This window comes from Streptomyces sp. NPDC017979, assembly GCF_044328175.1.
Classification (GTDB): domain Bacteria; phylum Actinomycetota; class Actinomycetes; order Streptomycetales; family Streptomycetaceae; genus Streptomyces.
In genome coordinates, this window is record NZ_JBIRGU010000005.1 from 138,200 (window position 1) to 163,683 (window position 25,484).

Genomic DNA, 25,484 nt, shown 5'->3' on the forward strand with positions numbered 1-25,484 from the left:
ACGGGGGAATCCCCCGCGTTCCGGGCGGCTGCGCAGGGCGCGCGGGCCCAGGATGCGGGCATGTCGATCATGCGCGTCCGTTTCCTCCGTCGCCCCGTCCGCACCGCCGCCGTCTCCGTGGTCTCCGCCGTCCTCGTCGGGCAGGCCGTCTTGTTCTCCGGCGCCGGCACCGCCGGGGCCGCCGTCTGTGCGCCGTCCACCGGGGCCTGCGGGTCCGTGGTCGTCGGGCCGGTGTCGCAGGAGCCGCCGAGCGCGGGGCCGTGCACCAGCCCGGAGCCGGTGGTGTGCCAGATCCGGGAGCAGACCCCGGAGCAGCGCGAGGAGTCCCGCGTCATCCGGATGATGTACCACGGGCTGCTGATGGACATGGACCGCGAGGAGTGCGGGATGCGGGCCGCGGGGGCGTCGGAGGAGGAGATCGCCCGTCGCATGGTGCAACTCCGCAACGACGCGAAGGAGATCACCCGCGCCGGCATGAGCCCGGAGGAGGTCCGCCGGCTGGAGGAGCGGAACATCGCCAAGTACGGCAATCCGCTGGGCCCGACCGCGGACCAGCTCCACGCCAAGTACGGCTCCTGGCCCGCGGTCACCGCGGCCGCGACCCGTACCAGCGTCCCCGTCGACCGGGAGCTCGGGCTGGAGTACCGGGAGTGTCCCTGCGCCGCCGACCTCTCCGCGTGATGGTCGCGTGAGGGCCGTGGGCGGTCCGCGGCCGTGAGCGCGGGCCAGGGGCCCCGCCGCACCGTTGGGCACCCGTACGGGCGGGCCCGCCCCCTCCGCAGGGGGGCGGGCCCGCAGTCCGTTGGCGGTGGCGTCAGCTCGTGGGGGTGCCGCCGAGGCTGATCTCGTTGCCGTCGGGGTCCCGGTAGACGACCTTGGTCACGCCGCCTTCGTACGTCTCGCGCCGCGCGGGTGCGACGCCCCGGGCGGCGGCTGCGGCGACCCGGGCGTCGAGGTCGGTGACGAACGACAGGACCAGGGCGTTCCCGGCCCGTTCGGGGTCCTTGACGATGTAGACGTAGCGGTGTTCGGCCAGCTCCCACACCGCTTCGTCGTCGTTCGGCAGGAACGACGGCTGGGTGCCGATGAGCCCTTCGTACCAGGACAGCGCCGTGGTGAAGTCGGTGACGGGGATGCCGGCGAAGAGGTCGAGGGACATGCCGTCCTCCAGGTGCGGTCGAAGTGCCGACGGTGTGGCGTCGGACGGTCACACCAGCTTTGACCACCACGAGCCGATCAAACGCTCCCACATGTCGCGCTTCACGCCGGTTTGGGGCCGGTCCTTGATGACGTCCTTGGGCGAGCTCCGGGCCGCACGGTCGTACACCTTCTTGGCGGTGGCGCCGAGCACCTCCCCGTACATCTTGGTCGGGGTCATGGAGTCCAACGATCCGTTGACGGAGACGAGGACGCCCTTGCCGGTGGCGGCGTCGAAGTCGGCCAGCCACGGGCCGCCGCTGGAGCCGCCGGTCATGTCGCAGGGGATGAACTGGGTGCCGTGCTCCTTCTTCGTCCGGCCGGTGCACTGGAGGAGCTGCTCGCCGCGTTGCGGGCGGGTGGCGGAGTAGCCGAAGGAGGTGACGGTGCCGCCGACGGGGCGGTCGAAGGAGACGGGCAGGCCGCCCACGGCGTCGGTGAGCTTGCGGCCGTCCTTGTTGACGTCGACGGTGAGCGCGGCGACGTCGTTGACGGAATCCTCCTCCCAGGTGCGCGGCGTCGCGACGGTGTTGACCGCGAACGCGCCGTACGGCGACTTGCCCTTCGCGTAGCCGGGGACGAACACCATCGTGGTGTTGGTGTTGACGGGGGAGGCGCCCCGGCGCACGCAGTGCGCGGCGGTCATGACGGCGGACTTGTTGGCGCTCGTGACGGCCGTGGCCGTGCACCAGGTGTCGGCGCCCCTCGCGTTGACGAAGAAGAGCCGGCCCACGGACTTCAGCTCGGTGCCCTGCCACGGCTTCGCCACCGGGCCGGTCGGGCCGAGGTCGACGGACTTGCCGACGGCCTTGATGCGGGCGGGCGTCCAGTAGGCGAGGGCTTCGCGGCGCTCCTTGGCGGAGTACGTGAGGACGGAGACGGGGTTCGCCGCGGTGGCGGTGGCGGTGGCGTCCGCTTGGGCGGTGAGGGCCATCGCCGGCACCGGGGCGGCGAGGACCAGGGCCGTACCGGCCACGACGAGGCCCGTGGCGCGCCCGCGAAGACGTCGGGGCGCAGAAGGCGAAGTCTCGGTCATGGCGGCTGTCTCCTCGACTGGCGGGGGTGGCGGGCGGATTGCCAGTCTGTGCCGCGGGAGGAGGAATTTCGCCTGCTCAGTCGGGTCTGTCGACGTCCCGTGACACGCGTGTGCGGATTCGCGCACACGCGTGACGCAACCGCGGTCGGAACGAGATCGGACGGCCTCGGATTGCCCCGGGCCGCCCCGGACCGGCGCGCCTGTTGACGGTCGTTGGATGCCGGGTGCCGGGTGCCGGGTGCCGGGTGCCGGTTGGCGGTTGGCGGTTGGCGGTCAGGGCCGTGGCACGTTCCCGCCCGCGTTGTGGATCATCCGCTGGAGCACCTTCAGCGTGATCAGGTACTCCTCGTCGGAGATGCCCGCGTGCACCCGCTCCCGGTTGGCGCGTTGGGTCTCGGCGGCGTGCCGGTGCAGTGCGCGGCCCTCGTCGGTGATGCGGAGGCGGGCGTCCGCGTCCTGGAGGAGGAGCTTCCGCTCCACCAGGAGGTCGATGTCGGGGGCGAGGCCGCCGGCGCCGACGTCGAGGTTGGCCTGCTGGGCGGCGATCACGTCGGCCCGGGCGGCGCCGTCCTCGCCGTGCAGCACCTGGTTGAGCACCCACCACTGCGGCTGGGTGACCCCGATCGCCGCGAGCCGGCCCCTGGCGTACGCCAGCAGCGTCTTGTTCGCCGCCCACGTCCAGTACCCGGCCGGCTGGTTGACCAGGTCCGCGTCCTCGTGCGAGTACTCCATCAGCCCCACCTCTCCTGCATCCCCTGCGCTGATCCCGCCCGCCGTTTTGGCGGGTCCTTCCCGCACCGTAGAACCTCAACTGCGGTTGAGATCAAGTGTGTTGCTGATCACTCCGGCGTGGGGTGTTGGGCGTTGACCGGGGTGGGGGTAGCCCCCCTTGATGAACACCGGGTCGCCGGATGGGCCGGGGCGGTGCGGTCGATCACTCTTGGAACATGGTCAATCACTACAAGGCAGCAGCTCTGACCCTGTCCTTCGTCACCGGCGTCACGACCCTCACCGGTGCCACCGGGGTCGCCGGTGCGAACACGCCCCGCGCGCCCGCCGGGGCGTCCGCGCCCGCCCTCGATTGGAAGGCGTGCACCAAGCCCGGCGGTCCGGCGACGCAGGAGTGCGCCTCGTTGGAAGTGCCGTTGGACTACCGCGATCCGGGCGGCCCGAAGGTGTCCGTCGCCGTGTCCCGGGTGCGCAGCGAAGACCCGGGCGAGCGACGCGGCACGCTCTTGATCGTCCCCGGCGGGCCGGGCTCCTCCGGGGTGCAGCGGCTGACGGAGCAGGCCGCGGCCTTACGTCAGCAGTTGGGGGACGCGTACGACCTGGTGAGTCTCGATCCGCGCGGGGTCGGTGGCAGCACCAAGACCGGGTGCGGGCTCCCCGTCGAGGACCGCTATATGACGACCGTGCGCTTCTGGCCCGGCGCGGACGGCTCCATCGGGGAGAGCGTGGAGCGGTCCCGGCGCACGGCCGAGCTGTGCGCGCGCAACGGCGGTGCGTTGCTGCGCAGTTTGAGCAGCGCGAACGAGGCGCGCGACATCGAACGGCTGCGGCAGGCGCTCGGCGAGCGCAAGCTGTCGTTCTGGTCCAGCTCGTACGGGGTGTACGTCACGGCGGTGTACGGGCAGAAGTTCCCGCACCGCAGCGATCGCGTGGTGTTCGACAGCAACGGTGACCCCGACCACCGGAAGGTGGCGCGCGGCTGGCTGGCGAATCAGGCCCGTGCCGTGGAGGACCGGTTCCCCGACTTCGCCGCTTGGGCGTCGGACCCGGCGCGCGGGGCCGAGCTGCGGCTCGGCGAGAGCCCCGGGGAGGTGCGGAAGCTGGTCATCGACCTGATGGCGCGGCTGGACCGGCAGCCGAAGCCGACGGTCGATCCGAAGCTCAAGCTCACCGGAAACGGTCTGCGCCAGTCGGTGCTGGACGCGCTCTACGACGACGCGCGGTTCCCCGGCCTCGCGAAGCTGATCAAGGCGGCGCACGACCCGGCCGGCGTGCCGACGCTGGACCCGGTCCAGACGCAGCCGCTGCCGGACGCCGACGTCGCCGTGTCGATCGGCGTCGTCTGCAACGACGTGTCGAACTGGCCGACGTCGTTGGCCGGTTACCAGCGGGCCGTGACCGCCGACCGGGCGCGCTATCCGCTCACCGGCGGCCTGCCGCAGAACATCACTCCGTGCGCCTTCTGGAAGAACGACCAGCGGGAGGAGCCCACCCGAATAACGTCGGACGGGCCCTCCAACATCCTGATGATCCAGAACCGCCGCGACCCCGCGACGCCGCACTTCGGCGCGCTGGAGTTGCGTCGGGTGCTGGGGGACCGGGCCCGGATGGTCACCGTCGAGAGCGGTGGGCACAGGGCGTACCTGGGGACGGGGAACGCCTGCGGCGACCGTACGGTGACCGAGTTCCTGAAGACGGGGAAGCGGCCCGAGCGGGACGTCTCCTGCCCGGGCTGACCGCCCCTGCGCACTGGGTGGTTGCCACGGCTGGCTGACTGCCCGCTCGCGCGGCGGGACGGTCATGCGGCGGGACGGTCATGCGGCGAGGTATGCGGTGGCGCGGTCACTCGGCGGCGCAGGGCGGCCGGGTGGCGGCCACGGTCACGGCCGGGCTCGCGGTCACGGGGCTCGCGGCTCGCGGCGAGGCGGTCGCGCCGCGCGGGCGGGCGGCGGTCCCGCGGCGGCCACTCGGCGACGCAGGCCGGCGGCCACGGTCACGGCCGGCCTGCCGGGCACGGGTCACGCGGCGGTGCGGTCCGCCTTCAGGACCTCCAGCAGGCTGGAGAAGCTGTCCGCCGCGTGGCCGGCGTCCATGCCGCGCCGGAAGACCTCCACGACGGTCGCCGGCAGGGTGGTGTCCACGCCGGCGTCGGCCATCGTGTGCAGCACGTGTTCGGCGCTGGCGACGCCCATGGCCAGCCGGTCCACGTCCCCCTCGTGGTTTCCGGCGTCGATCCGCTCCGCGTAGAAGGAGGTGAAGGTCCCCAGGCTGCCGAAGGTGGACGTGGCGTGGTCGAGGACGTCGGCGGCCTTGAGGCCGCTGGCGTTCGCGAGCGCGACGGACTGGAGCATGCTGAGCATCGACGTCCAGAACATGCCCATGCCGAGCTGGTACATCAGCGCGGCGAGGCCGGGCTCTTCGCCCAGGTAGTCGGTGCGGGTGAGCACGCCCAGGGTGTCCCGGTGCCGCTCGAAGGCGGCGCTCGGCCCGCTGTAGAAGGTGTTCATGTTCTCGGTGTCGCCGATGCCGTAAGGCGGGCTGGCGACCCCGCCGGTGAGCATCGTCGCGCCGTGGCCGGCGATCCAGCGGGCGCCCTCGCGGGCCTTCTCGGGGGTGTCGGAGCTCAAGTTGACGACGATCCGGCCGGCGAGTGCGTCGGCGGCCGGCTCAAGGATCGCGTACATCGCGTCGTAGTCGGTCAGGCTCAGCACCACCAGTTCGTTGGCGCGCAGCGCGTCCGTGACGCTCGTGGCGAGTACGGCGCCCTGCTCGACGAGGGGTTCGGCGCGGGACGGGGTCCTGTTCCAGACGGTCACCTCGTGGCCCTGGGCGAGGAAGACGCGGACCATGGCCTGGCCCATGGGGCCGAGCCCGATGACGGTGACAGGGCGACGGGGCGAAGCGGTGGCGGCGTTGGCGGACATGGGTCTCCTCATCTCCGGCGTCGGAACTCCGACGCCCGTGACAGCCCTAGAACAAGCTCTAGAACGAGCGCTCTATCTAGAGCGCTGACGCGACTGTAGCACGCACTAGAGTGAGCGTTCTATCTAGCGAGGGCCGCCTTCCGCGCCCGCCCGCGTCAGCCGGTGAGGGGCCGGTTCGGGGTGACCTCCCGGACGTGGACGACCGCGTCGAACCAGTCCCGTAGCGCTCCGTCGGCGATGTGGTGTTCGGCGTGGTCGGCGGCGGTGAAGCCGGGGCCGACGAACCGCGTCCTGGTGGCGGCGTCGAGCCAACTCGACACCGGCGCGGGCGCGTCGCCCCGTAGGTCCAGCAGGTACGCGGCGGGCTGCGCGCCGCCCAGGACCGCCTCGGCGAAGTCCGCCGGCGGCGCGGGGACGGGGGCGGTGCCGGCCGCGGGGTCGGGGGCGGCGGCGGTGCCGTGGTGGAAGGTGAGGCCGATGGAGACGTAACCGGGCCCGTAGTGACGGCGCAGATGGCCGCCCGCGCTCAGGTGGGTCGGCGGTGGCGAGGTCGGCGCGGGCGTCCGCGGCGCGCGGTTCGCGGTGTGCACGAGCCCGCCCCAGTAGACGACCTTGACGTCCTTGTTCCCGGGGGTCCCGGGGGTCCCGGGCTTCCCGAGTTTCCCGGGGGCCCCGGGGCTTCCGGGCTGCTCGTGCCAACGGATCACGTGCTGCGCCAGGTCCCGTTCGATCCCGGCCATGCCGTCCGCCGGCGGGGACGGCTCCGTGCCGGGCACGGTCGCGGTGAACCGGACCGGGTCGTCGGGGTGCCGCACGTTGTACGAGCGCATCCACTCGACGAGGCCGAGCACTTCCCCCGTCCGCCAGAACGGCCGGGCCCCCGCCAACAACTCCCGCGGGTCGCCCGCGCCGGTGCCGACGTACGCGTCGAGCCCGATCCGCGCCGGGTCGTCCCCCTCCAGCGTGACGGCGCGGAACCCCGCTTCCTCGACGAGCAGCCGGATGGACCGGTGCACGAGCGCGGACAGTTCGTGCGTCTGCCGGGAGGCGACGCCGAGCGCCACCACCTGGGCGTCGCCGACCAGCGGCACCAACGGGCGGAGGTCGGCCAGCGGCGCCAACGGGTCGTACGTGGCCAGGCGATGGGCCCGGCCCTCGATCCACTGGACGACGTCCCGCGCGTACGGCACGAGTGGGGCGGTCTGGCGATCGGACACGGCGGACTCCTCGGGGTGCGCGAGCGGTGCCGGGCCGCGCCCGGCTGCGGCCGACGCCGCACCAAGAGCCTCAAACATCAACCAAGCTTCAGGTCAAGCTCCGTTCACGAAGGCCGCTGCGTCGCCCGTACGATCGCCGCCTCCACCGCCGCGATCCGCTCCGCCAACTCCCCGAACGGGTCCCGCTCCCGCGCCCTCGCCCGCCCGTACGCCTCCTTCACCGCCGTCCAGCGCGCCTCGCCCGGCCCGTCCAACGCGCCCCGCAGCTCCGCCAGCTTCAACAAGTTCGCCTCGGTGTCGCCCGGCAGCGCCCGCGCCTCCGCCGTGTAGTGGTCGGTGACCACGGCCGCGAGCTCCGCCTCGTTCATCGCCGGACTCAGCCGCTGCACGATCCGGTTCATGTCCCGGTACGAACCCTGGAGCCGGAACGGCGGCTCGGTGCGGGCCGCCTCCGAAACGCCCGCCGAAGCGATGTACGCCGCGTTCACCGCGAGGACCGTGCGCCGCGCCGCCAGCACGTGCCGCAACACGTCCACGACCTGCGTCAACTCGCCCGGCTCGTAAGGGTGCACCAGCGCGCCGCGGTCCGCCGTCGCATCGCCCGCCGCCAGCCGCACCAGCAGCTCCACGTCGCTGCGCTCCCGCCCGGCGAGCGGCGCCAGCAGCGGGTGCGAGGTCAGCGCGTTCTCGACGAAGCTCAGCTCGAACGCCTCCTCGCGCCCCGTCAGCACGTCGCTCAGGTCCCACACGTCCGCCCGGTTCGCCAACATGTCCGGCAGCCGGAAGCGCTCCCCGGACTCGGTGTACGGATTGCCCGCCATGCACACCGCGAACCGCTTGCCCCGCAGGTCCCGGCCGCCCAGCCGGCGGCTCGCGTCGCACAGCGGGATGAAGCGCTGCAACAGCTCCGGCGAGGTGTGCTGGATGTCGTCCAGGTACAGCAGCACGTTGTTCCCCGCCGCCAACGCGAACTCCACCTTCGCCAACTCGGCGCGCGCCGCGGCGTTCGGCGCCTGCGCCGGGTCGAGCGAGACCGTGTCCCGGCCCAGCGCCGGCCCGTCGACCTTCACCAGCAGCAGCCCGAGCCGCTGCGCGACGTACTCCACCAGCGTCGTCTTGCCGTAGCCCGGCGGTGACAGCAGGAGCAGCAGCCCGCCGCTGTCGGTGCGCTTGGCGTCGCCGGCCGCGCCGATCTGCCGGGCCAGGCTGTCGCCGACCAGCGGCAGGTACACCTCGTCCACCAGCCGGTTGCGGACGAACGCACTCATCACCCGCGGCCGGTGCTCGGCCAGCCGCAGCCGCTCCCGCTCCGCAGCCACCAGCGCGGTGCGCAGCTTCTGGTACGCCCTGAAGCCCGGCACCTCCCGGGCGGCGAAGTCGGCGGTGCGGGTCAGGAACTCGTCCAGGCGCGTCGTCAAGGCGCCCTGCCGCACCCGGGGGTGGTCGCCGAGCAGCCCGGTCACCGTCACCGACTGCGCCCCCGCCACGTCGTACCGCGCCAGCTTCGGGCACAGCTCCAGCGCCACCGCCTCCGCGACCACGTCCGGCCCGGCGTCCGTCGCGTACGCGCCGAGCCAGCCCTCCACCAGCCGCCGCGCCTCCGCCACGTCCAGGGCGTCCGGCACGTCCCGTACGTCGTACGAGTCGTCCACCGCCTCGTGGAAGCCGGCCAGCAACTCCCGCGCCGCGCCGCCCGTTGCGAAGGACTCGCCCGTCGCCAACTCCTCCACCAGGTACTCCGCGGCGACCGACGAGCCCACCGCGTCCGCGAGTTCGGCGTGCAGCGCGGCCAGCGCCGACGACGGGCCGAACCGCTCCCGCGCCGCGACCAGCGACCGCGCCTGCCGCGCCCACCGCTCCCGTACGGCCGCGTCGGCGAGCCCGGCCCAAAAGAGCTGCGCCCGGGCCCGCTCCCGGCCCGGGAAGCGCAGCAGCCCGGCCGTGTGCCACAGCCCCGCCACGGCCCGCAGCAGCGCCTGAGCGTCGTGGTCGTGCACCCCGCGCTCGTAGCCCTCGTCGTACGCGTCGGCCACCGCCCGCGCCACCAGTTCACCCGGGTCCCCGCCCGCCACGGCGGCCGGTAGCAGCCGCGCCGCCAAGTGCTCGGCCCGGTACACCTCCGGCGACTCCGACGGCAGTGACCGGGTCCAATACGGTCGGGCCGCCGCGAACTCCGCGCCCTCCACCGGCGCCCGGAAGTCCGTGCCGGTCAGCGCGAACGCCATGTCGTCGCCGCGCGGCACGAGGGTCAGCTCCGGCTCCTGCGCGGTCACCGCGAAGCGGTGCCGACCCAGCCGGATCGTGTCCCCGCCGTCCGCGAACAGCTCCCGGCGGTCCCGCAGCGCCCGCCCCGCCTCTTGCCGGGCCGCCTTCAGCCGCCCCGCCAACTCCTCCGCGCGCACCGCGTCCCCGAGCGCCCGCAACTCGTCCGCGGTGCGCCGGATGCGGGCCACCATCGGGTCGGAGCCGAAGTACGTGTGCACGGCGTCCGCGTCCGGCAGCGCCGCGGCCCGCCGCGCGACCGTCTCCACCGCCCGCTCGGCGGACTGCGCCAGCCGCTCCGCGCGCCGCGCCCGCTCGTCCTGGAGCGCCTGGCGGCGGGCCGAGAACGCCTCGTACACCTCCGAGCGCTGCTCGGCGATCTGTGCGAGGAAGCCGTCGTGGTCGGCGAACCGGGACTCCAAGTCCTCCAGGTGCAGCAGCAGCCGGGTGAGCTGCGCGTCGCACTCCTCGGGCGTCGCCGCGGCGGCCAGCGCACCCGTCACCGACTGCGCCAGCAGGGCGAACTCGGCGGTGAACTCGGCCCGGCCCTCCTGCTCGGCCAGCTCCCGACGGCGGTTCACCAGCGTGGCCCGGGCCCGGTTCACCGCGCCGACGACGCCGGCGACGCGCTCCAGGATGCCGGTGCGCACGGTCGCGTCCGCGACCTCAAGGCCCGTCACGACCTCCGTCAACGTGCGCAGCCCCGCCGCACGTTCGTCCAGCCGGGCCACGACCTCGGCCGCCTCGGCCGCGGTCGTCAGCGCGGCGGCCCGGTCCGCGAGCGCCGCGACCTCCTCGGCATAGCCGGCGAACGCCTCCTCCCGCTGGAGGAACGCCACCGCCCGGCGCGCGGCGGACGCGGTGTCCGCCTCGACGTCCCCGGCGAGCGCGTCGATCGCCGCGGCGTCCGCGTACCGCATCTCCTTCAGCGTCACCAACCGACCGCGGGCCGCCCGCAGTTCGGCGATCCGCGCGATCCACTCCTCGGCGGACGCCGGCGCCTCGCCGCGGATGCGGCGCACCAGGCGCGCCACGGTCGCCGCGGCGTCGGCGAGCGCCTCCGCGGCCGACCGGGTCAGCTCCCGCACGGTCGCGAACTCCTCCAGCGCCCGTGCCGCGGTCCCGCGCAGCTCGACCAGCGGGGTGCGCAGATCGCCCGCCTCGACGTCGCCCAGCCACGGGTAGCGGTCCGCGGTCCGCTCGCAGTCCGCGACCAGCGCCTCGTACAGCTCGACCGTGGGCGCCCCTTTGACGTCCCCGTCGTCCCCGACGGCGGCGGCACGGCGCGCCAGCGCGAACGCGTCCGCGACGCCCCGCACCAGGTCCGCGTTGCCGATGCGGGCGAGCGGGCCGTCGACGGCGGGCAGCGGATGCGTCTCGGCGACGTACGGGCTCTCCCACAGCCGCACCTGGTGGACCCGGGACGGCTCGTCGGCGCCGTGCAGGGCGAGCAGCGACCCGTCGTCGAAGAGGGCGTACGCGTCGCAGGTCAGCGGCGCCGCGACGGCCTCGCGGACGGTGTCGTACGGCAGCAGCCGGCGCCGGCCGTCGCCGCGGAACACGTACAGCACGTTCTCGCCGCCCGGCGACTGCACCGTGCGCTCGAACTCCATCGGCCCGTGCGTGCTCTTGGCGTCCGCGGGCTCGAACGTGCGGACCGTGCCGTCGGTCAGGCAGTAGCCGCCGGGGAACACCACGCCCTGGTCGTCGGGGAGGCGGCGGCAGGACTCCCCGACGCCGTCGACGCGCACCACGGAGGAGGTGAGGGTGTCGACGACGAGGTGGCGCACGACGTCCTCGTTGTACGGGCGCACCCGCAGCAGCACCAGCGTGCCCACGCGCGCCCACGCGACCTCCGCGTCCGCGAGGGCCTGCGAGGGGTCCTCCACGGGCTCGGCGTGCACGCCGTCCGGCGAGTCCGTGTCGTCGACCGCCTTCACGGTCAGCGCGCCGCCGGTGACGGCGACGTACACCCCGTCCGTGACGCGCACGTGCGGATGGCGGCCGGGCACGTGGTCGTCCCGGCTGGTCTCCGTCCACGTCACGTCCTGCGCGGGCGGCGCACCGGCGAGGTCGCGTTCGCCGCGCGCGTCCAGGAACGCGCGGGGCGTCAGCGACCAGCGCAGCACCCGCACGTCCTTCTCGCCGGTCCGGAACACGGCGAGCAGCTTCTCGCCCGTGACGCGCAGTTGCTCCAGGCGGGCGCCGCGGAAGTACCGGCACAGCGCGGCGAACTCCGCCTGGAACGCGGGGTCGTCGAGCAGGCCCGGCACGGCGTCCTCGGGCAGCGGCCGCAACTCCCGGTCGTACAGCGCGAACACGTCCCCCACGCGGCTCTCCGGCGACAGCGCGGCGATCGGGTCCCACCCGACGAGCAGCGCGCCCCCGACGGCGACGGCGTCACGGGGGGTGGCGGGGGCGCCGGCACGGAGCTGCACGGTCCGCGCGAGCTGGAGCCGGGCGGCGCCGAACGCTTCGGTGCGCTTGTCGTTGAGCGCGTCTGCGCGCTGCTGTAGCTCGCCTGCGGCGCGCTGTAGCCGTGCGCGCAGCACGTCGTAGTTCCCGGCGTCCTCCGTGTGCCCGGTGTTGCTCCCCATGACCCCTCCTGTCTCGCACTCCGGTGCGGTGTGTTTGTGCGGGTTCGCGTGCGCTGCGTGCGGCCCGGCGTCGGGCCCTCGCGTTCGTGACCATCCCGCCGTTTCCCTGCGGGAGCGTTGGTCTCCGCGGGCCGGTGGTGGGTTGTTCGCGCAGTTCCTCGCGCCCCTGAACCTCCGCGCCATAGGGCGTGATGCACGTTGGTATCCGCGGGCCGGTGGGTGGCTTGTCGCGCAGTTCCCCGCGCCCCTGATTGCCTACGCCCTACGGGCGTGGGGGAACCCATGCACAACCCGCAGGTGCCCGACGGAGGGAGCACAACAGGGGCGCGGGGAACTGCGCGACAAGCCCGCCGCCGGGCCGCGGGAGGCGACGCTCCCGCACGGGCAACGGCGGGTGGGCCTTAGGGGCGCGGGTTGCGCGACAAGCCCGCCTCCCGGCCGTGGAGACCAACGCTCCCGCAGGGGAACCGCGGGTACGTCCCGGGGCCCAGAGACCCGGCGGGGCACGCCGCGGGCGCGCCCCGCCAAGTGCCCGCCGCTGCCGCCCCCCGCGCGGCAGCGACGGAGTCGATGGACGGGTCACCCCGAACCGTTGCCGTTGCCGTTGGTGTTCGGGTTCGCGTTGGTGCGCGCAGCGTTCAGGAGTTCGCCCAGCTGCGCCTCCACACCCGCCGCGCCACCCGACCGCATCAGCTTCGTCAGGAGCGCGGAGACCGTCAGGTTCTGGACGTCGGACGTGGAGACCGAGCCGAGGACGGACGTCGCGTCCTGCGCGAAGGAGCGCGAGCCGTCGAGCCAGGGCTCGGCCAGCGTCCGCGCCGTCGCGGAGCCGTCGACGAAGGCGTCCACGCCCTTGCCCAGCGACACCGCTCCGACCAGCCGGTCGAGGAAGACGGACTCGCCGCCGACGATGTCGATGTCCGCGTTCTCCAGGCCCGCCGCCAGCACCTGCGCCTGCGCCTGCGCGATCTCCCGCTGCACTTCGAGGCCCGCGATGCGGACGTCCTTCTCGGCCTCCAGCCGGAGCCGGTACTCCTCGTGCGCCCGGGACGCCTCGTCCAGCGCGGCCATCGCCGCGGCCTTCTCGGTGATGCCGGTCGCCTCCGCCTTCAGGCGCTCCGCGAGCGCCGCGGCCTCCGCGCGGCCCGCCTTCTCGATCGCGTCGGCCTCCTTCTCGCGGACGGCGACCGCCGCGAGCCCGGCCGCCGCCGCTTCGGCGCGCACGCCCTCCGCGAGGCGGATCTTGGCGCGGGCGTCGAGGTCCGCCGCCTTGGTGCGGGCCTCGGCGAGCGTCATCTCCTCCGCGGCGCGGTGCACCGCGGCCTGCTCCGCCGCCTCCGCCGCCTTGATGTCCTTGACCAGCCGCTCCTGCGCCTCGGCCTCCGCCGCGATGACCACGGCCTGCCGCTCCCGCTCGGCCTCCTCGACCGCGCGCAGCCGCTTGATGGACTCCTCCTGCTCGGCCACCGTGCGGTCCACCGCGACGCGCTCCCGGATCACCTCGGCGATCTCGCGGCGCTCGGCCTCGACCTCCTTCTCCGCGGAGATCCGGGTCAGTTCGGTCTCCCGGTCCCGGGCGATGACTTCGAGGAGCCGGTCCTTCTCGATCCGCTCGCTCTCGATCGCGATCACCCGCTCGCGGTTCTTCGCGGCGACGGCGACCTCCCGGGCCTGGTTCTCCCGCTGTACGCCGAGCACTTCCTCGGTCTTGAGGAACGCGGCCTGCGCCCGCATCCGCTCCTCCTCGACGACCTTCGCCGTCTCGGCCTCCTCCCGGGCCCGCACGGTCTCGATCTCGCGGCGCTGCTTGATCTCGGCGTCGGCCTGCCGCCGCTCCAGCTCCAGGATCGCTTCCCGCGCGTCGACGTTCTGGCGGGTGATCTCCTTCTCCTCGTGCCGCTGGAACTCGTTGGTGCGCACGTGCTCCACGGCCGTCAGCTCGGTGATCTTGCGGATGCCCTGCGCGTCGAGGATGTTGTCCTTGTCGAGTTGGGCGAGCGGCGTCTGCTCCAGGTAGTCGATCGCCGCGTCCTCCAGGCTGTAGCCGTTCAGATCGGTGCCGATGACCTGGATGATCCGGTCCCGGAACTCGTCCCGCTTGGTGTACAGGTCGGTGAAGTCGAGCTGCTTGCCGACGGTCTTCAGCGCCTCGGAGAACTTCGCGTTGAAGAGGTCCTGGAGGGTGCCCTGGTCGCTGGCCCGGGCGGTGCCGATGGCCTGGGCGACCTTCACCACGTCCTCGACGGTCTTGTTGACCCGGACGAAGAACGAGATGCGGATGTCGGCGCGGATGTTGTCCCGGCAGATCAGTCCGTCCCGGCCGGTGCGGGAGATGTCGATGGTCTTCACCGAGATGTCCATGACCTCGGCCTTGTGCAGCACGGGCAGCACGACCTGCCCGGTGAAGGTGACGTTGACGGTCCGCATCTTGGAGACGATGAGCGCCTTGCCCTGCTCGACCTTGCGGAAGAGCCGGCTGACGACGAGCACGACGACGACGGCGATGACGAGGACGACGGCGATCAGCACGCCGACGCCCAGGGTGATGGCGTCCATGTTGGGGTACCTCACGTGTGAATTCAGAAGGAGGCGGGGCACGGCGGCTCCCCGCAGGAGGGAAGCCTCAGTAGGGCGCGACCCAGAAGAACTCGCCGGCCTCGTCGTACGCGTACAGCAGCCCGGTGCTGCCGCTCACGAGCGCGTACGCGTCGGTCTGCCGGACCTGGACGAGCGCCGTGGAGCCGTCCCGCGCGGTGACTTCCGCCTGGCCGAAGTCCCCGTCCACCCGTCCCGTGCGGATGGTGCAGGTCAGCCCGATGAAGTCCTGTCGGGACGGCCCGGGTTCGTCGGGGAAGAGCTTCGCCAGCGGCCGTACGAGCAGCCGCACCAGCGCCCACGCGCCGACCAGGGACCAGCCGAGGGCGGCGAACCCGAGCGGCAGGACGGCGTCCGTGCCGCCCTCGTCGGCGTCGAAGAGCAGCACGCCGCTCGTCAGGCTCAGGAACCAGGCGACGGCGATCAGCAGGGAGCCCGAGACGGCGACCGGCTCCCCGCCGAGGTGCAGCGCGTGCGCGTCGATGTCGACGTCGAAGCCGTCGTGTTCGAGTGCGCCGGCCAGCACCAGCAGCCAGAAGCCGATGACGACGACGAGGGCGGCGGTCAGGAAGAGCGTGGGGAACCCGACGGCCGCTGCCACGAACGCATCCATGTCGTCTCCCCCTTCGTCCCTCGCCCGCCGGTTTCCCGGCCGGCCCTCCCGCGGTCTCCGCGTCGGCTCCCGGGCCGCTTCCCGTACCCGGCCAACGAGATCCATCTTGCCCCGGTGCGCCCCCCGCCTGCATTGCCGGTCACCGGCAGTCTTTACGCTTTCTTAATGCCGGATGGGCACAGAGCGGGGGAAACGATCATGCAACTGCCGGAAGAGCACCTCGACGGATACACCGGAATCCTGGCCGACGCCTGCGCGACCGGGCGCCGGCTGAGCCGCGACGAACGCGCCCTGCTGCGGGACCGGGGCGAACGCGCAGCGGAGGCCGGCCTCGGGCTGCGCGCCGTGGTCCGCGCCCAACTCGCGCTCGCCCGCACCGTCGTCCCCGAACTGCCCCGGGCCGCCGCAGCCGACCTCCTCGCCACCGTCGAGGAGGCCGTCGACGCCCTCGCCGAGGGCCACGAGCGGGCCCAGCGCCTCGCCGTGCGCCAGCAGGAGGCGGCCCGCCGCGAGTTCATCGACGACCTGCTGTACGGCCGCAGCGACCTCGGCCGGGTCGCGGAGCGGGCCGAACGCTTCGGCCTGCTGCTCTCCCAGTCGCACGCGGTCGCCGTGGCGCAGGGCGCCGAGCCGTACGACGACGGCTACCCCGTGACCCGCGGCATCGAGACGTCGCTGTTGACCCGGTTCGGGGACCGTCACATCCTGCTCACCACCAAGGACGGCCGGGTGATCTGCATCGCCCCCGGCGACCGGGGCGAGGTGCTGCGGTTCTTCGCCAAGCAGGCGTACGCGGCGATGGACGGCGGCCAGGTCGCCATCGGCCGCGCCCACCCCGGCGCCGGCGGCGTCGTCCACTCGTACGAGGAGGCCCTGAACGCCCTGGAGCTGGCGGCCCGCATGGACCTCGACGACCCCGTGCTGCTCGCCGCGGACCTGCTGGTCTATCCCGTGCTCACCCGTGACCGGCAGGCGATGGCGGACCTCGTCCGCTCGGTGCTCGGCCCGCTGAAGGCGGCCCGCGGCGGCGCCCGTCCGCTGCTGGACACGCTCACCGCGTACTTCGACACCGGCTGCGTCTCGGCGGAGGCGGCGCGCCGGCTGTCGCTGAGCGTGCGGGCCATGACGTACCGCCTGGACCGGATCCGCAAACTGACCGGCGCGGACCCGAGCGACCCGGTGCACCGCTACACCCTCCAGACCGCGGTGATCGGCGCCCGGCTGTTGGACTGGCCGGAACAGGAGCTGTGAACTACCCCTCCAACAAACACCGGTGGTGGTCGTCGTCGGCGGCGGAAACGAAGGCGCGCACCGCCGCCGGATCCGCCCGGCGCCAGGCCGGGAAGGTGGCGAGCCAGCCGAGCGCGTCGTCCACGGGCTGCCCCGCCGCCATCAGCGCCACCGCGGTCCGCGCCGGGTCCACCCAGGCGGGCCCGGTCGCGGCCCGCGCCCAGTCGACGACGTACGCGTGCCCGCCGGCGTGCCCGATGAGCACGTTCCGCGGCCGCACGTCGGTGTGCAGCAGCGTTTCTCCGGCCAGCAGTTCGGCGTCCCGGGGCGCGAGCCGGTCCGCGTACCGCTCCGCGAACGCCGGTACGCGGACCCCGCGCGGCGCCTTCAACCGGGCCATGCGCTTGACCACGGAGTCCACCGCGGCCAGGTCGTGCGTACCCGGCCGGAAGTCGGCGTGCCGCCCGTCGACGTGGATGAACGCCAGCACCAGCCATCCCGAGCCCCGCACGGCGTGCCGCACGCTCGGACCCACCCCGGCGACGGCCCGGTTGACGGCCTGCTCGTACGCCAGCGCCGCGGCCCGCCCGCCGCCGCCCGCGCCGTCGCCGTCGTTCCGTACGCCTTTGAGGAAGAGCCGGCCCTGCCGCTCGGTGCGGACGACCGTCGCGAGGGAGCCGCCGAGCCCTTCGCCGTCGGAGCGTCCTTCGCTGCCGGAGCGCCCTTCGTCGACGGTGGTCGCCTCCACCACGCGCCCCGTGCGCTCCTCGACCTGCTCCCTTAAGCCGGCGGGAAGCCCTTCCCACCCGACGCGCTCAGGCATGCGCTCTTCCTCTCGTGTCGACCCCGGCACCCCCACGGGCGGCGCCGGAGCCCGTGCGCCTTCCGCTCCATTGTCCGTCGAGCGGTACGCAGATCGTGCGCCTGTTGCTCGGTTGCGAACGGCCGGTCAGGTGTGCGCCCCCCGCGCCCGCCGGCGCAGGAGAAGCCCCACGGCGAAGAGCCCGAGCGCGGCGGCCGACGCCGACGGGGACGCGCCCTCGTGCAGCGGCCACGCCCACGGGTACGGCCGGCCCCCGGCGGGGAGCCCCACCAGCGCGCACCCCACGGGCACCGCGGCGACGGCGACGGGACCGTACGCGGCGCCGGCGAGGGATTGGACGATCAGGCCGACGCCGAGATAGCCGACGAGGTTGCGCGCCACCGCGGGCCCGAGGTCGAAGTCCAGCCACTGCGCCTCCGCCAGCCCCAGCGCCGCGGCGACGACGGCGGCGCCCGCGAACAGCCCGGCCCGGTAGCCGCGCACCGGGCGCACGGCCGTGGCTTCGTGCTCGAAGGGCCCGCGGCTCAGGGCGTACAGCAGGAACCCGGCGGGCACGGCGGGCAGCACCAGCGGCACCGGGATGCCGGTGCCCAGGCCGCCGAGCAGGGACGGCACGGGCAGCGCGGAACCGGCCAGCAGCGGCGCGAGGACGAGGCAGGCCAGGACGCCGGCACAGGCGCCCGGCACCAGGTGCACCCGCAGCCACCACGTCACGGCGCCGCCCCGGCCGTACCGAACGACGCGGGGTCCAGGCTCGGGCGCACCGAACAGTCCCGTACCGCCCGCAGGTTGTGCGCGTACCAGGCGCGCTGCTGCGCCACCGGCGACTGCCGGACCCGGTCGGCCGCGTCGACGTACGCCGGGACCGTGCGCCGCGCGAGGTGGTCCTTCGGCTCGCCGGCCGTCAACGACAGCCAGGCGTAGACGGTGGAGTACGCGTCGTGCGCATCGGGGGCCGCGGTGGTGTCCGACGGGCAGGTGGGCGTGCTCAGGGGCAGCGGGCCGGCGCCGACGATCCACCGCACCTGGTCCTCGGTCGGGGCGACCGCGCCGAACTCGACCTCCGCGGCCGGCGTGACGCCGACGGCGCGCAGCCGCCGTTCCGCGTCCTTCGCCCAGCGCAGCACGTCCGCCCGCCGCTCTTCCTGTTCCGGCCACAGGCAGTACGCGACGGGCCCGTCCGTGCAGTTGCGCTCGGCGCGGTCGCGGGCCTGGACCCCGCCGCCGAAGCCGAGCGGCAGCGCGAGGGCGACGGCGCCGGCGGTGGTGAGGGCGAGCGGGAGCGCGGCGTACCGCAGGTGCGCGGAGCGCACCTTGCGGCCCAGCGCGGTGCAGACGACCGCGGCGGCGATCAGGCCGACGGAGAACAGGAGGGTGGCGGCGGTGCTGCGCGGGGCCGTCGTCTGGTCGAGACCGCAGCAGGCTTCGAACCCCTGCCCGTTGAGGTGTCGTAGGAAGGCCGGACTTTCGAGGGCGGCGGGCCAGAACCCCCACAGGTAGCCACCGACGAGCATGGCCGCCGCGCCCAGGTAGCCGGGCATCAGCGGCCCCACGAGCCAGCCGACGCCGATGTGCGCCAGCACCACCGCGTACGCGGTCAGCAGCACGGACGGGTCGGGGTGGCCTGGGGCGTCCAGGGATTCGGGCGCGAACACCGCGAGATTGGTGAGGACGCCCAGCAGGCCGAGCGCGGCGACGGGCGCCAGGTGCAGGGCCGCCACGCTCAGGGGGCCGCGGACCGGCGCCCAGTCCGCCACCCGGGCGCGGTGCAGCCGCGCGGACTCCCAGGCGGCGCAGGCGCCGCACGCGGCGCTCACGAAGCCCAGCAGCATCAGTGACGCCGCGGTCGCCGCGGTCCAGGACTGCATCGTGTCGCGGGTGTTCTGCTCACCGGTCCACAGCAGCAGCGGCAACAGGACGACGGCGACCCACAGGACCGGGCCGGAGCGGAGCAGGGTGGTGGTGCGCACGGCTCAGACCTCCCCGCGGACCAGGCCGCGGTAGGCGCTCTCGGCCCGGCGCTCGACCGGCACCCCGTCGGACGCCAGGGCCAGGAAGTCGGGTACGCCGCCCTGGAAGACGGGTCTGCCGCGGTCGAGGACGACGACGGACTCGTACGTCTCGACCAGGTCCTCCGTCTGGTGGGTGGAGATCACGAAGCTGACGGACCCGGCGAGTTCGGCGACGAGGTCGCGGAAGACGCCGCGCTGGACGGGGTCGAGGCCGGCGGTCGGCTCGTCCAGCAGCACCACGTGGGCGTCGTGGATCAGGGACTGCGCGATGCCCATGCGGCGCAACTGCCCGCCGGAGAGCTGGTGGCTGCGGCGGCCGGCCAACTCGGTGAGCCCGACGCGTTCCAGGGCGCGGGCCGACCGCTGCCACGCCGCGGACTTCGACAGGCCCTTCAGCCAGCCCGCGTACGCGACCTGTTCGCGGACGGTCAGCGACGGCACCGGATTCACCTGCTGCGGCAGCCAGCCGACCTGGCACCGGTACTCGTTGCGGTCGTCGCGTCCGGTGCTGCTGAGCCGTCCGACCCGGACCTGTCCGGCGGTCGGTTCGAGCACGGAGGCGCCGAGGGCGAGCAGGGTGGACTTGCCGGCCCCGTTGGGGCCTAAGAGGACGGTGCACCCGGCCGGTAACTCCAGGGTGAGGCGGTCGAGTACGGGATGCCCCGCTCGGTAGGCGTACGAGCAATCGGTGAAGCTCAGCGGCATGAGGTGTCCAAGGGGTCGGTTGTGCAGGCGTTCTCGTGGGACACCGGGGGCGACGTGCGGCGGCTGGCCGGCGGTTCCGTGCGGGGCGGGAATCCGGTGGCCGGGAGGGTCGCCCGTGCGGTCCCATGGGCGCCATGGACTCCCCCGCCCCGGACGCCCTGGCGCCGCACCGCTCCCTGCTGAACGAACTGCTCCCGCACGACGCACCGGATCGACTCGTCGTCCACGAAGGACAGTTCCACCGGGTCGTGGTCGGTGCGCAGCGGGTGGTGTGCTTCGCGCGGACGGCGGCCGCCGCGGAGCGCCTGCCCGAGCGGGCCGCGGTGCTGCGGGTGCTCGACGGGGTGGAGCTCGGCTTCCGCACCCCGCGGCTGCTGGCGCAGGAGGCGTCGTACGTGGTGCTGAGCCGGGTCCCCGGCGCGCCCCTGACCGCGGCGGCGCTGCGGGACCCCGCGGTCGCGGAGGCGGTGGCGCGGCAGTACGTCGACCTCCTGCGGGCCCTCGCCGCGGCGGGCGCCGACGAGGGCGTGCGCGGTGCGCTGCCGGCCGCGCCGGAGGGGGAGTGGCAGCGGTTCGCGGCGGACGTGCGCGCCCGGTTGTACCCGCTGATGTCCGAGGCCGGCCGGGAACGGGCCGAACGCGAACTCACCGCGCTCGACGCCCTGCCCCGCGTCACGTCCGCCGTGGTCCACGGCGACCTCGGCGGCGAGAACGTGCTGTGGGAGACCGTAGCGGGCCTGCCGCGGCTGAGCGGGGTCATCGACTGGGACGAGGCCGGCCCGGGCGATCCGGCCGAGGACCTCGCCGCGGTCGGGGCGAGCTACGGGGACGCCCTGCTGGGCCGCGTCCTCGCGCTCGGCGGCTGGGACGACGACGCGACGACCGGGCGCATCGCGGCGATCCGCGGCACCTTCGCCCTCCAACAGGCGCTGTACGCCGAGCGCGACGGCGACGCGGCGGAACTCGCCGACGGGCTGGCCGGCTACCGCTGACCAGCCCGTCGGGGCGATGCCCTCAGCCCTTCGGGTTGATCAGGTACTTCTCGATCGCCGGGCGGGTGGCCAGGTCGCCGTAGAGGACGTGCGTCACGGCGTCCACGACCAGCAGCGACGCGTTGGGGAAGGCGCGCGCGGTGCGCCGGGCGCCCGGGAGCGGGGTCGCCGCGTCGTGCGTCGCGTTCACGACGAGCACGGGCGGGAGGGTGCCCTTCGCCTGGGTGGGCCGGGGCTTCGGCGCCATGGGCCAGCCCTGGCAGCCGAGGGCGAAATCGAGGGCCTGGTCGTCGTAGCGGACGTGCGGTGCGGCCTTCGCGACGCGCTCGCTGATCGCCCGGTACTCGGCGTAGTCCCGGATGCGGAAGTCGAAGTCGCGGCAGAGCACGAGTTGCTTGACCGGGTCGGGGTGTTCCTCGGCGAAGTACACCTCGCCCCTTCCGGACTGGAGCGCGGCCAGGTCCCGGGCCGCCGCCTCCGGGGCGAAGTCGGAGAGCATCCGGGTGAGGAGGGCGGCGAACTTGTCGGAGCTGACCTCGGTCCGCGTCGGGCCGTCGGGCCCGGGGACGCGGAGGGTGCCGGCGTCGGCGCGGGCGTACAACTCGTCGATGACGGCCGTGACGTCCTGACCCTTCAGTGCGCACGACGCGTCCGTCTTGCACCAGGCCGCGAGCTTCTTCGCGATGTCGTTGAGGGTGACGGCGCCGTCCGTGAGGAGCTGCTCGGCGGTCGGCCGGACCGTGTCCACGGTGCTGTCGAGCGCCAGCGCCCGCAGCCGATCCGGGAACAGCCGCGCGTACCGCTCCCCGAGCACCGTGCCGTACGAGTGCCCCAGGAAGCTGATCTTCCGTTCCCCGAGCGCGGCCCGGATCGCGTCCATGTCCCGTGCGACGCTCTCCCCGTCCATGTGCGCGGCGAGCTGCCCGCCCTTGGCGAGGCAGCTCTTCGCCAGCTTCGCGTTGAGGGTGCGCAGCTTCTCGAACTCGGCCGCGTTGCGGGGCCGCTTCGGCGCCTTGGCGGCGATGGTCTCGTCGCACTGCACGCGGCCGCTCCGGTCGATGCCGCGCGGGTCGAACCCGATCAGGTCGAACCGCTGGAGCAGCTTGGGGGAGTAGGTGCCGAACACCGTGCCCGAGTACATGACGCTCTCGACCCCGGACGCCCCCGGCCCGCCCGGGTTGACGAGCAGCGCCCCGATCCGCTTCTTCGGGTCGGTGGCCCGGTGCCGCACGAGGTGCACCTCGGTCTTCGCCCCGTTCGGCTTGGCCCAGTCCACCGGGACCTGCACGGTCCCGCACTCCGCGTTCGGGCTGGGATCGGGGAACTCGGGCTGGGCCTTGGTGCAGGCTCCCCAAGTGATGGCCGGGTTCTTCGCACTCGCTTCCTGCGCGCCGGCGGCCCCGGGCACGGCGAGGGTGGAGAGGACGGCGGAGGCAGCGGAGAGCGCGAGCAGTCCGGGGAGCCCCCGCCGTCTCGTCCAAGGGCCCTGGTGCGTGCGCATGTTGGGATTCATGCGCGTCACTGTGGTGGGTTCAGGTGGTGGCGGGTCGATGGGTTGATGACGGGAACGTAACCGCCGACTCCCGGGCCTGGGCCGCGTCGTGCCTGCGGAGTGCGTCGCGCGGCAGCGGGCCCCGGCCCGGAGCGGCCGGCGCAGTTCCGTGCCGGGCGGGCGGCCCCGCGCCCGTGGACGTATGTGGTGCCGGGCGGGCGGCCCCGCGCCCGTGGACGTATGTGGTGACGCAGGGGGGGCTCCACCCGTACGTGACGGTGGAGCCCCCCTGCCGTGCGGGTCGGTCAGTTCTTCAGTTCTTGCGGGTGTTGATGTCGTCGGTGAGTTGGGGGACGACGGTGTGGAGGTCGCCCACGACGCCGTAGTCCACGAGGTCGAAGATCGGGGCCTCGGGATCCTTGTTGATCGCCACGATCGTCTTCGACGTCTGCATCCCCGCACGGTGCTGGATCGCACCCGAGATGCCCGACGCGATGTACAACTGCGGCGACACGCTCTTACCCGTCTGACCCACCTGATGCGCATGCGGATACCAACCCGCGTCCACCGCAGCACGCGACGCACCCACCGCAGCCCCCAGCGCGTCCGCCAACCCCTCGATCAACGCGAAACCCTCACCACTACCCAACCCACGACCACCGGAGACCACGATCGCCGCCTCCGTCAACTCCGGACGACCCGACGACACCCGCGCCGTGCGCTCCACCACCCGCGCCACCCGCGACACATCACCGAACCGGACCGGCAACTCCTCCACCACGCCCGCACCCGCCACCGGCTCGACCGGAGCACTGTTCGGCTTCACCGTGATCACCGGCACCCCACGGGTGACCCGCGAACGCGTCGTATAAGCAGCGGCGAACACCGACTGCACCACCACCGGACCCTCGGCATCCGGCTCGACGTCAACCGCATCCACGATCACACCCGACCCCACCCGCAACGCAAGACGGGCAGCAATCTCCTTGTTCTCCCCCGACGACACGAACAACACCGCAACCGGGGACACCACATCCACCGCCGCCTGAACCGCATCCACCCGAGGAGCAACCGAGAAGTCAGCGAACTCGTCCCCCTCGTTCACCAACACCCGCTCCACACCATGACCACCCACCACCTCCGCCGTGCCACCCGCACCCGGCCCCAACGCCAGAGCCACCGGCGTACCCAACCGCCGCGCCAGGGTCAGCACCTCAAGCGTCGGCTTGCGCACCGCGCCCTCGACGTGATCCACAACCACCAGAACATCAGCCATGACCCAACACTCCCAACGAGAACAAAGAAGACGAAGACGCAGACGAAGATGTGAACGACGGTCGGCAGGACATGCCGGGTGGGGCTAGATGAACTTCTGCGACGCGAGGAACGCGGCGAGTTGCTTCCCGCCCTCGCCCTCGTCGGTCACGATCGTCCCCGCCGTCCGCGCCGGACGCTCCACCGCCTCGTCGACCAGGGTCCAAGCACCCTCCAGACCGACCTGGTCACCATCGAGGTCGAGGTCGTCCAGGTCCCAGGACTCCACCGGCTTCTTCTTCGCCGCCATGATCCCCTTGAAGGAGGGGTAACGGGCCTCGCCGGACTGGTCCGTCACCGACACCACCGCCGGCAACGCCGCCTCCAGCACCTCCACCGCGCCCTCACCGTCACGCCGGCCCCTCACCACCGAGCCGTCCACCGACACCTCGGACAGCAACGTCGCCTGCGCCACCCCCAACCGCTCCGCCAACAGCGCCGGCACCACACCCGCCACACCATCCGTCGACGCCATCCCACACACCACCAAATCGAACCCGACCTTCTCCACCGCCGCCGCCAACACCAACGACGTCCCCATCACATCCGAACCATGAATCCCGTCATCCTCAACGTGCACCCCACGATCCGCACCCATCGACAACGCCTTACGCACCGCATCCCGCGCATCCTCAGGCCCCACCGTCACCACCGTCACCTCAGCATCACCACCCGACGCCTCAGCAACCCGCAACGCCTGCTCCACCGCATACTCATCCAACTCCGACAACAGACCGTCCACACCCTCACGATCCACCGTCAAATCCGCACCGAAACCCCGGTCACCACTCGCGTCAGGCACGTACTTCACACACACAACGATCTTCAAGCTCACGCCGACTCCTAGCGAGGGATTCCGATGGACGGAGGGCTATGTAGTTGGGTCCGAGGCTATGGCACCAAGTACCCTCTGTAAAGGTACCCAGTGCCAAAATGGCCCTTCCGGTGTTACGTTCCCGCCATGACTGAGGTGCGCAAGCGACGCAATGCCGAAGTGCCCATGCGGGAGGCGCTGGCCAAGGCCGCGTTCGAGCTCTTCATGGAGCGGGGGTTCGAGCGGACCACGGTGGACGAGATCGTCGCGCGCGCGGGCGTCGGGCGGCGCTCGTTCTTCCGCTACTTCCCCTCGAAGGAGGACGTGGTCTTCCCGGACCACGAGGGGTGCCTGGCCGAGATGACCCGCTACCTGGAGGCCAGCACGGCCGACGGCGCCTCGGAGGACCCCGTCGACACGGTGTGCGACGCCGCCCGGATCGTCATGCGGATGTACGCGGCCAAGCCCGACTTCTCCGTGCAGCGCTACCGGCTCACCCGCGAGGTGCCGGGGCTGCGGACGTACGAGCTCTCCGTCGTGCGGCGCTACGAGCGCACCCTCGCCAACCACCTGCGCGCCCACTGCGCGGACGACGCGGACGGCGCCCTGCGCGCCGAGGTGATCGCCTCGGCCGTGGTCGCGGCGCACAACAACGCCCTGCGCTCGTGGTTGCGGTCGGGCGGCGTGGGCGACGCGGAGGCCGCGGCGGTCCATGCGCTCGGGCTCGTCCGCGAGGTGTGGGGCGGGGCCCCCGAGGGGCGCGGCGCCGCCCGCACCGCAGCCCGCCACCCCGTCGACGTCAGCGGCGGCACCGACGGCGACGGCGAGGAGGTCGTGATCATGGTGGCGCGCAAGGGCACGCCCGTGTGGCGGGTGGTCCAGGGCATCGAGACCGCGCTCGGGGGCTCCTGACGGCAGGCGCGTAACGGCGC

Annotated in this window: 20 protein-coding genes; 5 read left to right on the plus strand and 15 right to left on the minus strand. The window is 73.3% G+C overall.

Features of this window, described 5'->3' with window-relative positions; all coding sequences use genetic code 11:
* Positions 1 to 60 precede the first annotated feature (60 nt).
* The gene (locus tag ACH4E8_RS16230) at positions 61 to 681 is read left to right on the plus strand and encodes a hypothetical protein (RefSeq protein ID WP_398448561.1); all 621 of its coding nucleotides are present in this window, start codon (positions 61 to 63) and stop codon (positions 679 to 681) included.
* Positions 682 to 814: 133 nt separating this feature from the next.
* Here ACH4E8_RS16230 and ACH4E8_RS16235 read toward each other — a convergent pair whose 3' ends face one another.
* The 3 genes from ACH4E8_RS16235 to ACH4E8_RS16245 form a co-directional block, all read right to left on the minus strand.
* A complete protein-coding gene (locus ACH4E8_RS16235) occupies positions 815 to 1,159 on the minus strand; it encodes a VOC family protein (protein WP_398448563.1) in 345 nt (114 codons plus the stop codon).
* A gap of 48 nt (positions 1,160 to 1,207) precedes the next feature.
* Positions 1,208 to 2,233 carry a trypsin-like serine peptidase gene (locus ACH4E8_RS16240; RefSeq protein ID WP_398448565.1) on the minus strand — a complete coding sequence of 342 codons (1,026 nt, stop codon included), beginning with the start codon at positions 2,231 to 2,233 and terminating at the stop codon, positions 1,208 to 1,210.
* A gap of 273 nt (positions 2,234 to 2,506) precedes the next feature.
* The gene (locus tag ACH4E8_RS16245) at positions 2,507 to 2,965 is read right to left on the minus strand and encodes a MarR family winged helix-turn-helix transcriptional regulator (protein ID WP_398448567.1); all 459 of its coding nucleotides are present in this window, start codon (positions 2,963 to 2,965) and stop codon (positions 2,507 to 2,509) included.
* A 215-nt stretch (positions 2,966 to 3,180) separates the two neighbouring features.
* Between ACH4E8_RS16245 and ACH4E8_RS16250 the strand changes: the two genes are divergently transcribed.
* Positions 3,181 to 4,698, plus strand: a complete 1,518-nt coding sequence (locus tag ACH4E8_RS16250) for an alpha/beta hydrolase (RefSeq protein WP_398448569.1) — start codon at positions 3,181 to 3,183, stop codon at positions 4,696 to 4,698.
* Positions 4,699 to 4,980: 282 nt separating this feature from the next.
* On the opposite strand, the gene ACH4E8_RS16255 is transcribed toward ACH4E8_RS16250, so the two are convergent.
* The 5 genes from ACH4E8_RS16255 to ACH4E8_RS16275 all read right to left on the minus strand — a co-directional run bounded on the left by ACH4E8_RS16255 (position 4,981) and on the right by ACH4E8_RS16275 (position 15,170).
* A complete protein-coding gene (locus ACH4E8_RS16255; protein ID WP_398448571.1) occupies positions 4,981 to 5,886 on the minus strand; it encodes an NAD(P)-dependent oxidoreductase in 906 nt (301 codons plus the stop codon).
* A gap of 155 nt (positions 5,887 to 6,041) precedes the next feature.
* Positions 6,042 to 7,103, minus strand: coding sequence for an erythromycin esterase family protein (locus ACH4E8_RS16260; RefSeq protein ID WP_398448572.1), 1,062 nt, complete (start codon positions 7,101 to 7,103; stop codon positions 6,042 to 6,044).
* Positions 7,104 to 7,207: 104 nt separating this feature from the next.
* Positions 7,208 to 11,962 (minus strand): DNA repair ATPase, encoded by a 4,755-nt coding sequence (locus ACH4E8_RS16265; RefSeq protein ID WP_398448574.1) that lies wholly within the window; start codon positions 11,960 to 11,962, stop codon positions 7,208 to 7,210.
* Positions 11,963 to 12,541: 579 nt separating this feature from the next.
* Positions 12,542 to 14,518, minus strand: a complete 1,977-nt coding sequence (locus ACH4E8_RS16270) for an SPFH domain-containing protein (RefSeq protein ID WP_398448576.1) — start codon at positions 14,516 to 14,518, stop codon at positions 12,542 to 12,544.
* Positions 14,519 to 14,585: 67 nt separating this feature from the next.
* Positions 14,586 to 15,170 carry a hypothetical protein gene (locus ACH4E8_RS16275; RefSeq protein WP_398448578.1) on the minus strand — a complete coding sequence of 195 codons (585 nt, stop codon included), beginning with the start codon at positions 15,168 to 15,170 and terminating at the stop codon, positions 14,586 to 14,588.
* A 198-nt stretch (positions 15,171 to 15,368) separates the two neighbouring features.
* Between ACH4E8_RS16275 and ACH4E8_RS16280 the strand changes: the two genes are divergently transcribed.
* Entirely contained in the window at positions 15,369 to 16,421 is a 1,053-nt protein-coding gene (locus ACH4E8_RS16280; protein WP_398448580.1) for a PucR family transcriptional regulator, read from the plus strand.
* 1 nt (position 16,422) lies between these two features.
* On the opposite strand, the gene ACH4E8_RS16285 is transcribed toward ACH4E8_RS16280, so the two are convergent.
* From ACH4E8_RS16285 to ACH4E8_RS16300, 4 genes are all read right to left on the minus strand, one after another.
* Complete coding sequence (locus ACH4E8_RS16285) at positions 16,423 to 17,223, minus strand: phosphotransferase (RefSeq protein ID WP_398448582.1); 801 nt, start codon at positions 17,221 to 17,223, stop codon at positions 16,423 to 16,425.
* 126 nt (positions 17,224 to 17,349) lie between these two features.
* Entirely contained in the window at positions 17,350 to 17,937 is a 588-nt protein-coding gene (locus tag ACH4E8_RS16290) for a hypothetical protein (RefSeq protein ID WP_398448584.1), read from the minus strand.
* Positions 17,934 to 19,193, minus strand: coding sequence for a hypothetical protein (locus ACH4E8_RS16295; protein ID WP_398448586.1), 1,260 nt, complete (start codon positions 19,191 to 19,193; stop codon positions 17,934 to 17,936). The genes ACH4E8_RS16290 and ACH4E8_RS16295 overlap by 4 nt, the downstream gene beginning before the upstream one ends.
* Before the next feature lie 3 nt (positions 19,194 to 19,196).
* On the minus strand, positions 19,197 to 19,940 hold the full coding sequence (locus ACH4E8_RS16300) for an ATP-binding cassette domain-containing protein (RefSeq protein WP_398448588.1): 744 nt from the start codon (positions 19,938 to 19,940) through the stop codon (positions 19,197 to 19,199).
* Positions 19,941 to 20,074: 134 nt separating this feature from the next.
* Here ACH4E8_RS16300 and vph point away from each other — a divergent pair, with 134 nt between their 5' ends.
* Positions 20,075 to 20,932, plus strand: a complete 858-nt coding sequence (gene vph / locus ACH4E8_RS16305; protein WP_398448590.1) for a viomycin phosphotransferase — start codon at positions 20,075 to 20,077, stop codon at positions 20,930 to 20,932.
* 22 nt (positions 20,933 to 20,954) lie between these two features.
* Here vph and ACH4E8_RS16310 read toward each other — a convergent pair whose 3' ends face one another.
* From ACH4E8_RS16310 to ACH4E8_RS16320, 3 genes are all read right to left on the minus strand, one after another.
* On the minus strand, positions 20,955 to 22,445 hold the full coding sequence (locus ACH4E8_RS16310) for an alpha/beta hydrolase (RefSeq protein WP_398448592.1): 1,491 nt from the start codon (positions 22,443 to 22,445) through the stop codon (positions 20,955 to 20,957).
* Positions 22,446 to 22,737: 292 nt separating this feature from the next.
* Positions 22,738 to 23,700 (minus strand): electron transfer flavoprotein subunit alpha/FixB family protein, encoded by a 963-nt coding sequence (locus ACH4E8_RS16315; protein WP_398448594.1) that lies wholly within the window; start codon positions 23,698 to 23,700, stop codon positions 22,738 to 22,740.
* Positions 23,701 to 23,784: 84 nt separating this feature from the next.
* A complete protein-coding gene (locus tag ACH4E8_RS16320) occupies positions 23,785 to 24,573 on the minus strand; it encodes an electron transfer flavoprotein subunit beta/FixA family protein (RefSeq protein ID WP_398448596.1) in 789 nt (262 codons plus the stop codon).
* Between the two features lie 165 nt (positions 24,574 to 24,738).
* Here ACH4E8_RS16320 and ACH4E8_RS16325 point away from each other — a divergent pair, with 165 nt between their 5' ends.
* Positions 24,739 to 25,464 carry a TetR family transcriptional regulator gene (locus ACH4E8_RS16325; protein WP_398449205.1) on the plus strand — a complete coding sequence of 242 codons (726 nt, stop codon included), beginning with the start codon at positions 24,739 to 24,741 and terminating at the stop codon, positions 25,462 to 25,464.
* The last annotated feature ends 20 nt before the right edge of the window (positions 25,465 to 25,484 follow it).

What these genes read in the sequence shown, in the direction of transcription:
- ACH4E8_RS16230 (WP_398448561.1), top strand. Translation starts at nt 61, where the DNA reads ATGTCGATCATGCGCGTCCGTTTCCTCCGTCGCCCCGTCCGCACCGCC.
- ACH4E8_RS16235 (WP_398448563.1), bottom strand. Translation starts at nt 1,159, where the DNA reads ATGTCCCTCGACCTCTTCGCCGGCATCCCCGTCACCGACTTCACCACG.
- ACH4E8_RS16240 (WP_398448565.1), bottom strand. Translation starts at nt 2,233, where the DNA reads ATGACCGAGACTTCGCCTTCTGCGCCCCGACGTCTTCGCGGGCGCGCC.
- ACH4E8_RS16245 (WP_398448567.1), bottom strand. Translation starts at nt 2,965, where the DNA reads ATGGAGTACTCGCACGAGGACGCGGACCTGGTCAACCAGCCGGCCGGG.
- ACH4E8_RS16250 (WP_398448569.1), top strand. Translation starts at nt 3,181, where the DNA reads ATGGTCAATCACTACAAGGCAGCAGCTCTGACCCTGTCCTTCGTCACC.
- ACH4E8_RS16255 (WP_398448571.1), bottom strand. Translation starts at nt 5,886, where the DNA reads ATGTCCGCCAACGCCGCCACCGCTTCGCCCCGTCGCCCTGTCACCGTC.
- ACH4E8_RS16265 (WP_398448574.1), bottom strand. Translation starts at nt 11,962, where the DNA reads ATGGGGAGCAACACCGGGCACACGGAGGACGCCGGGAACTACGACGTG.
- ACH4E8_RS16270 (WP_398448576.1), bottom strand. Translation starts at nt 14,518, where the DNA reads ATGGACGCCATCACCCTGGGCGTCGGCGTGCTGATCGCCGTCGTCCTC.
- ACH4E8_RS16275 (WP_398448578.1), bottom strand. Translation starts at nt 15,170, where the DNA reads ATGGATGCGTTCGTGGCAGCGGCCGTCGGGTTCCCCACGCTCTTCCTG.
- ACH4E8_RS16280 (WP_398448580.1), top strand. Translation starts at nt 15,369, where the DNA reads ATGCAACTGCCGGAAGAGCACCTCGACGGATACACCGGAATCCTGGCC.
- ACH4E8_RS16285 (WP_398448582.1), bottom strand. Translation starts at nt 17,223, where the DNA reads ATGCCTGAGCGCGTCGGGTGGGAAGGGCTTCCCGCCGGCTTAAGGGAG.
- ACH4E8_RS16300 (WP_398448588.1), bottom strand. Translation starts at nt 19,940, where the DNA reads ATGCCGCTGAGCTTCACCGATTGCTCGTACGCCTACCGAGCGGGGCAT.
- vph (WP_398448590.1), top strand. Translation starts at nt 20,075, where the DNA reads ATGGACTCCCCCGCCCCGGACGCCCTGGCGCCGCACCGCTCCCTGCTG.
- ACH4E8_RS16310 (WP_398448592.1), bottom strand. Translation starts at nt 22,445, where the DNA reads ATGAATCCCAACATGCGCACGCACCAGGGCCCTTGGACGAGACGGCGG.
- ACH4E8_RS16315 (WP_398448594.1), bottom strand. Translation starts at nt 23,700, where the DNA reads ATGGCTGATGTTCTGGTGGTTGTGGATCACGTCGAGGGCGCGGTGCGC.
- ACH4E8_RS16325 (WP_398449205.1), top strand. Translation starts at nt 24,739, where the DNA reads ATGCGGGAGGCGCTGGCCAAGGCCGCGTTCGAGCTCTTCATGGAGCGG.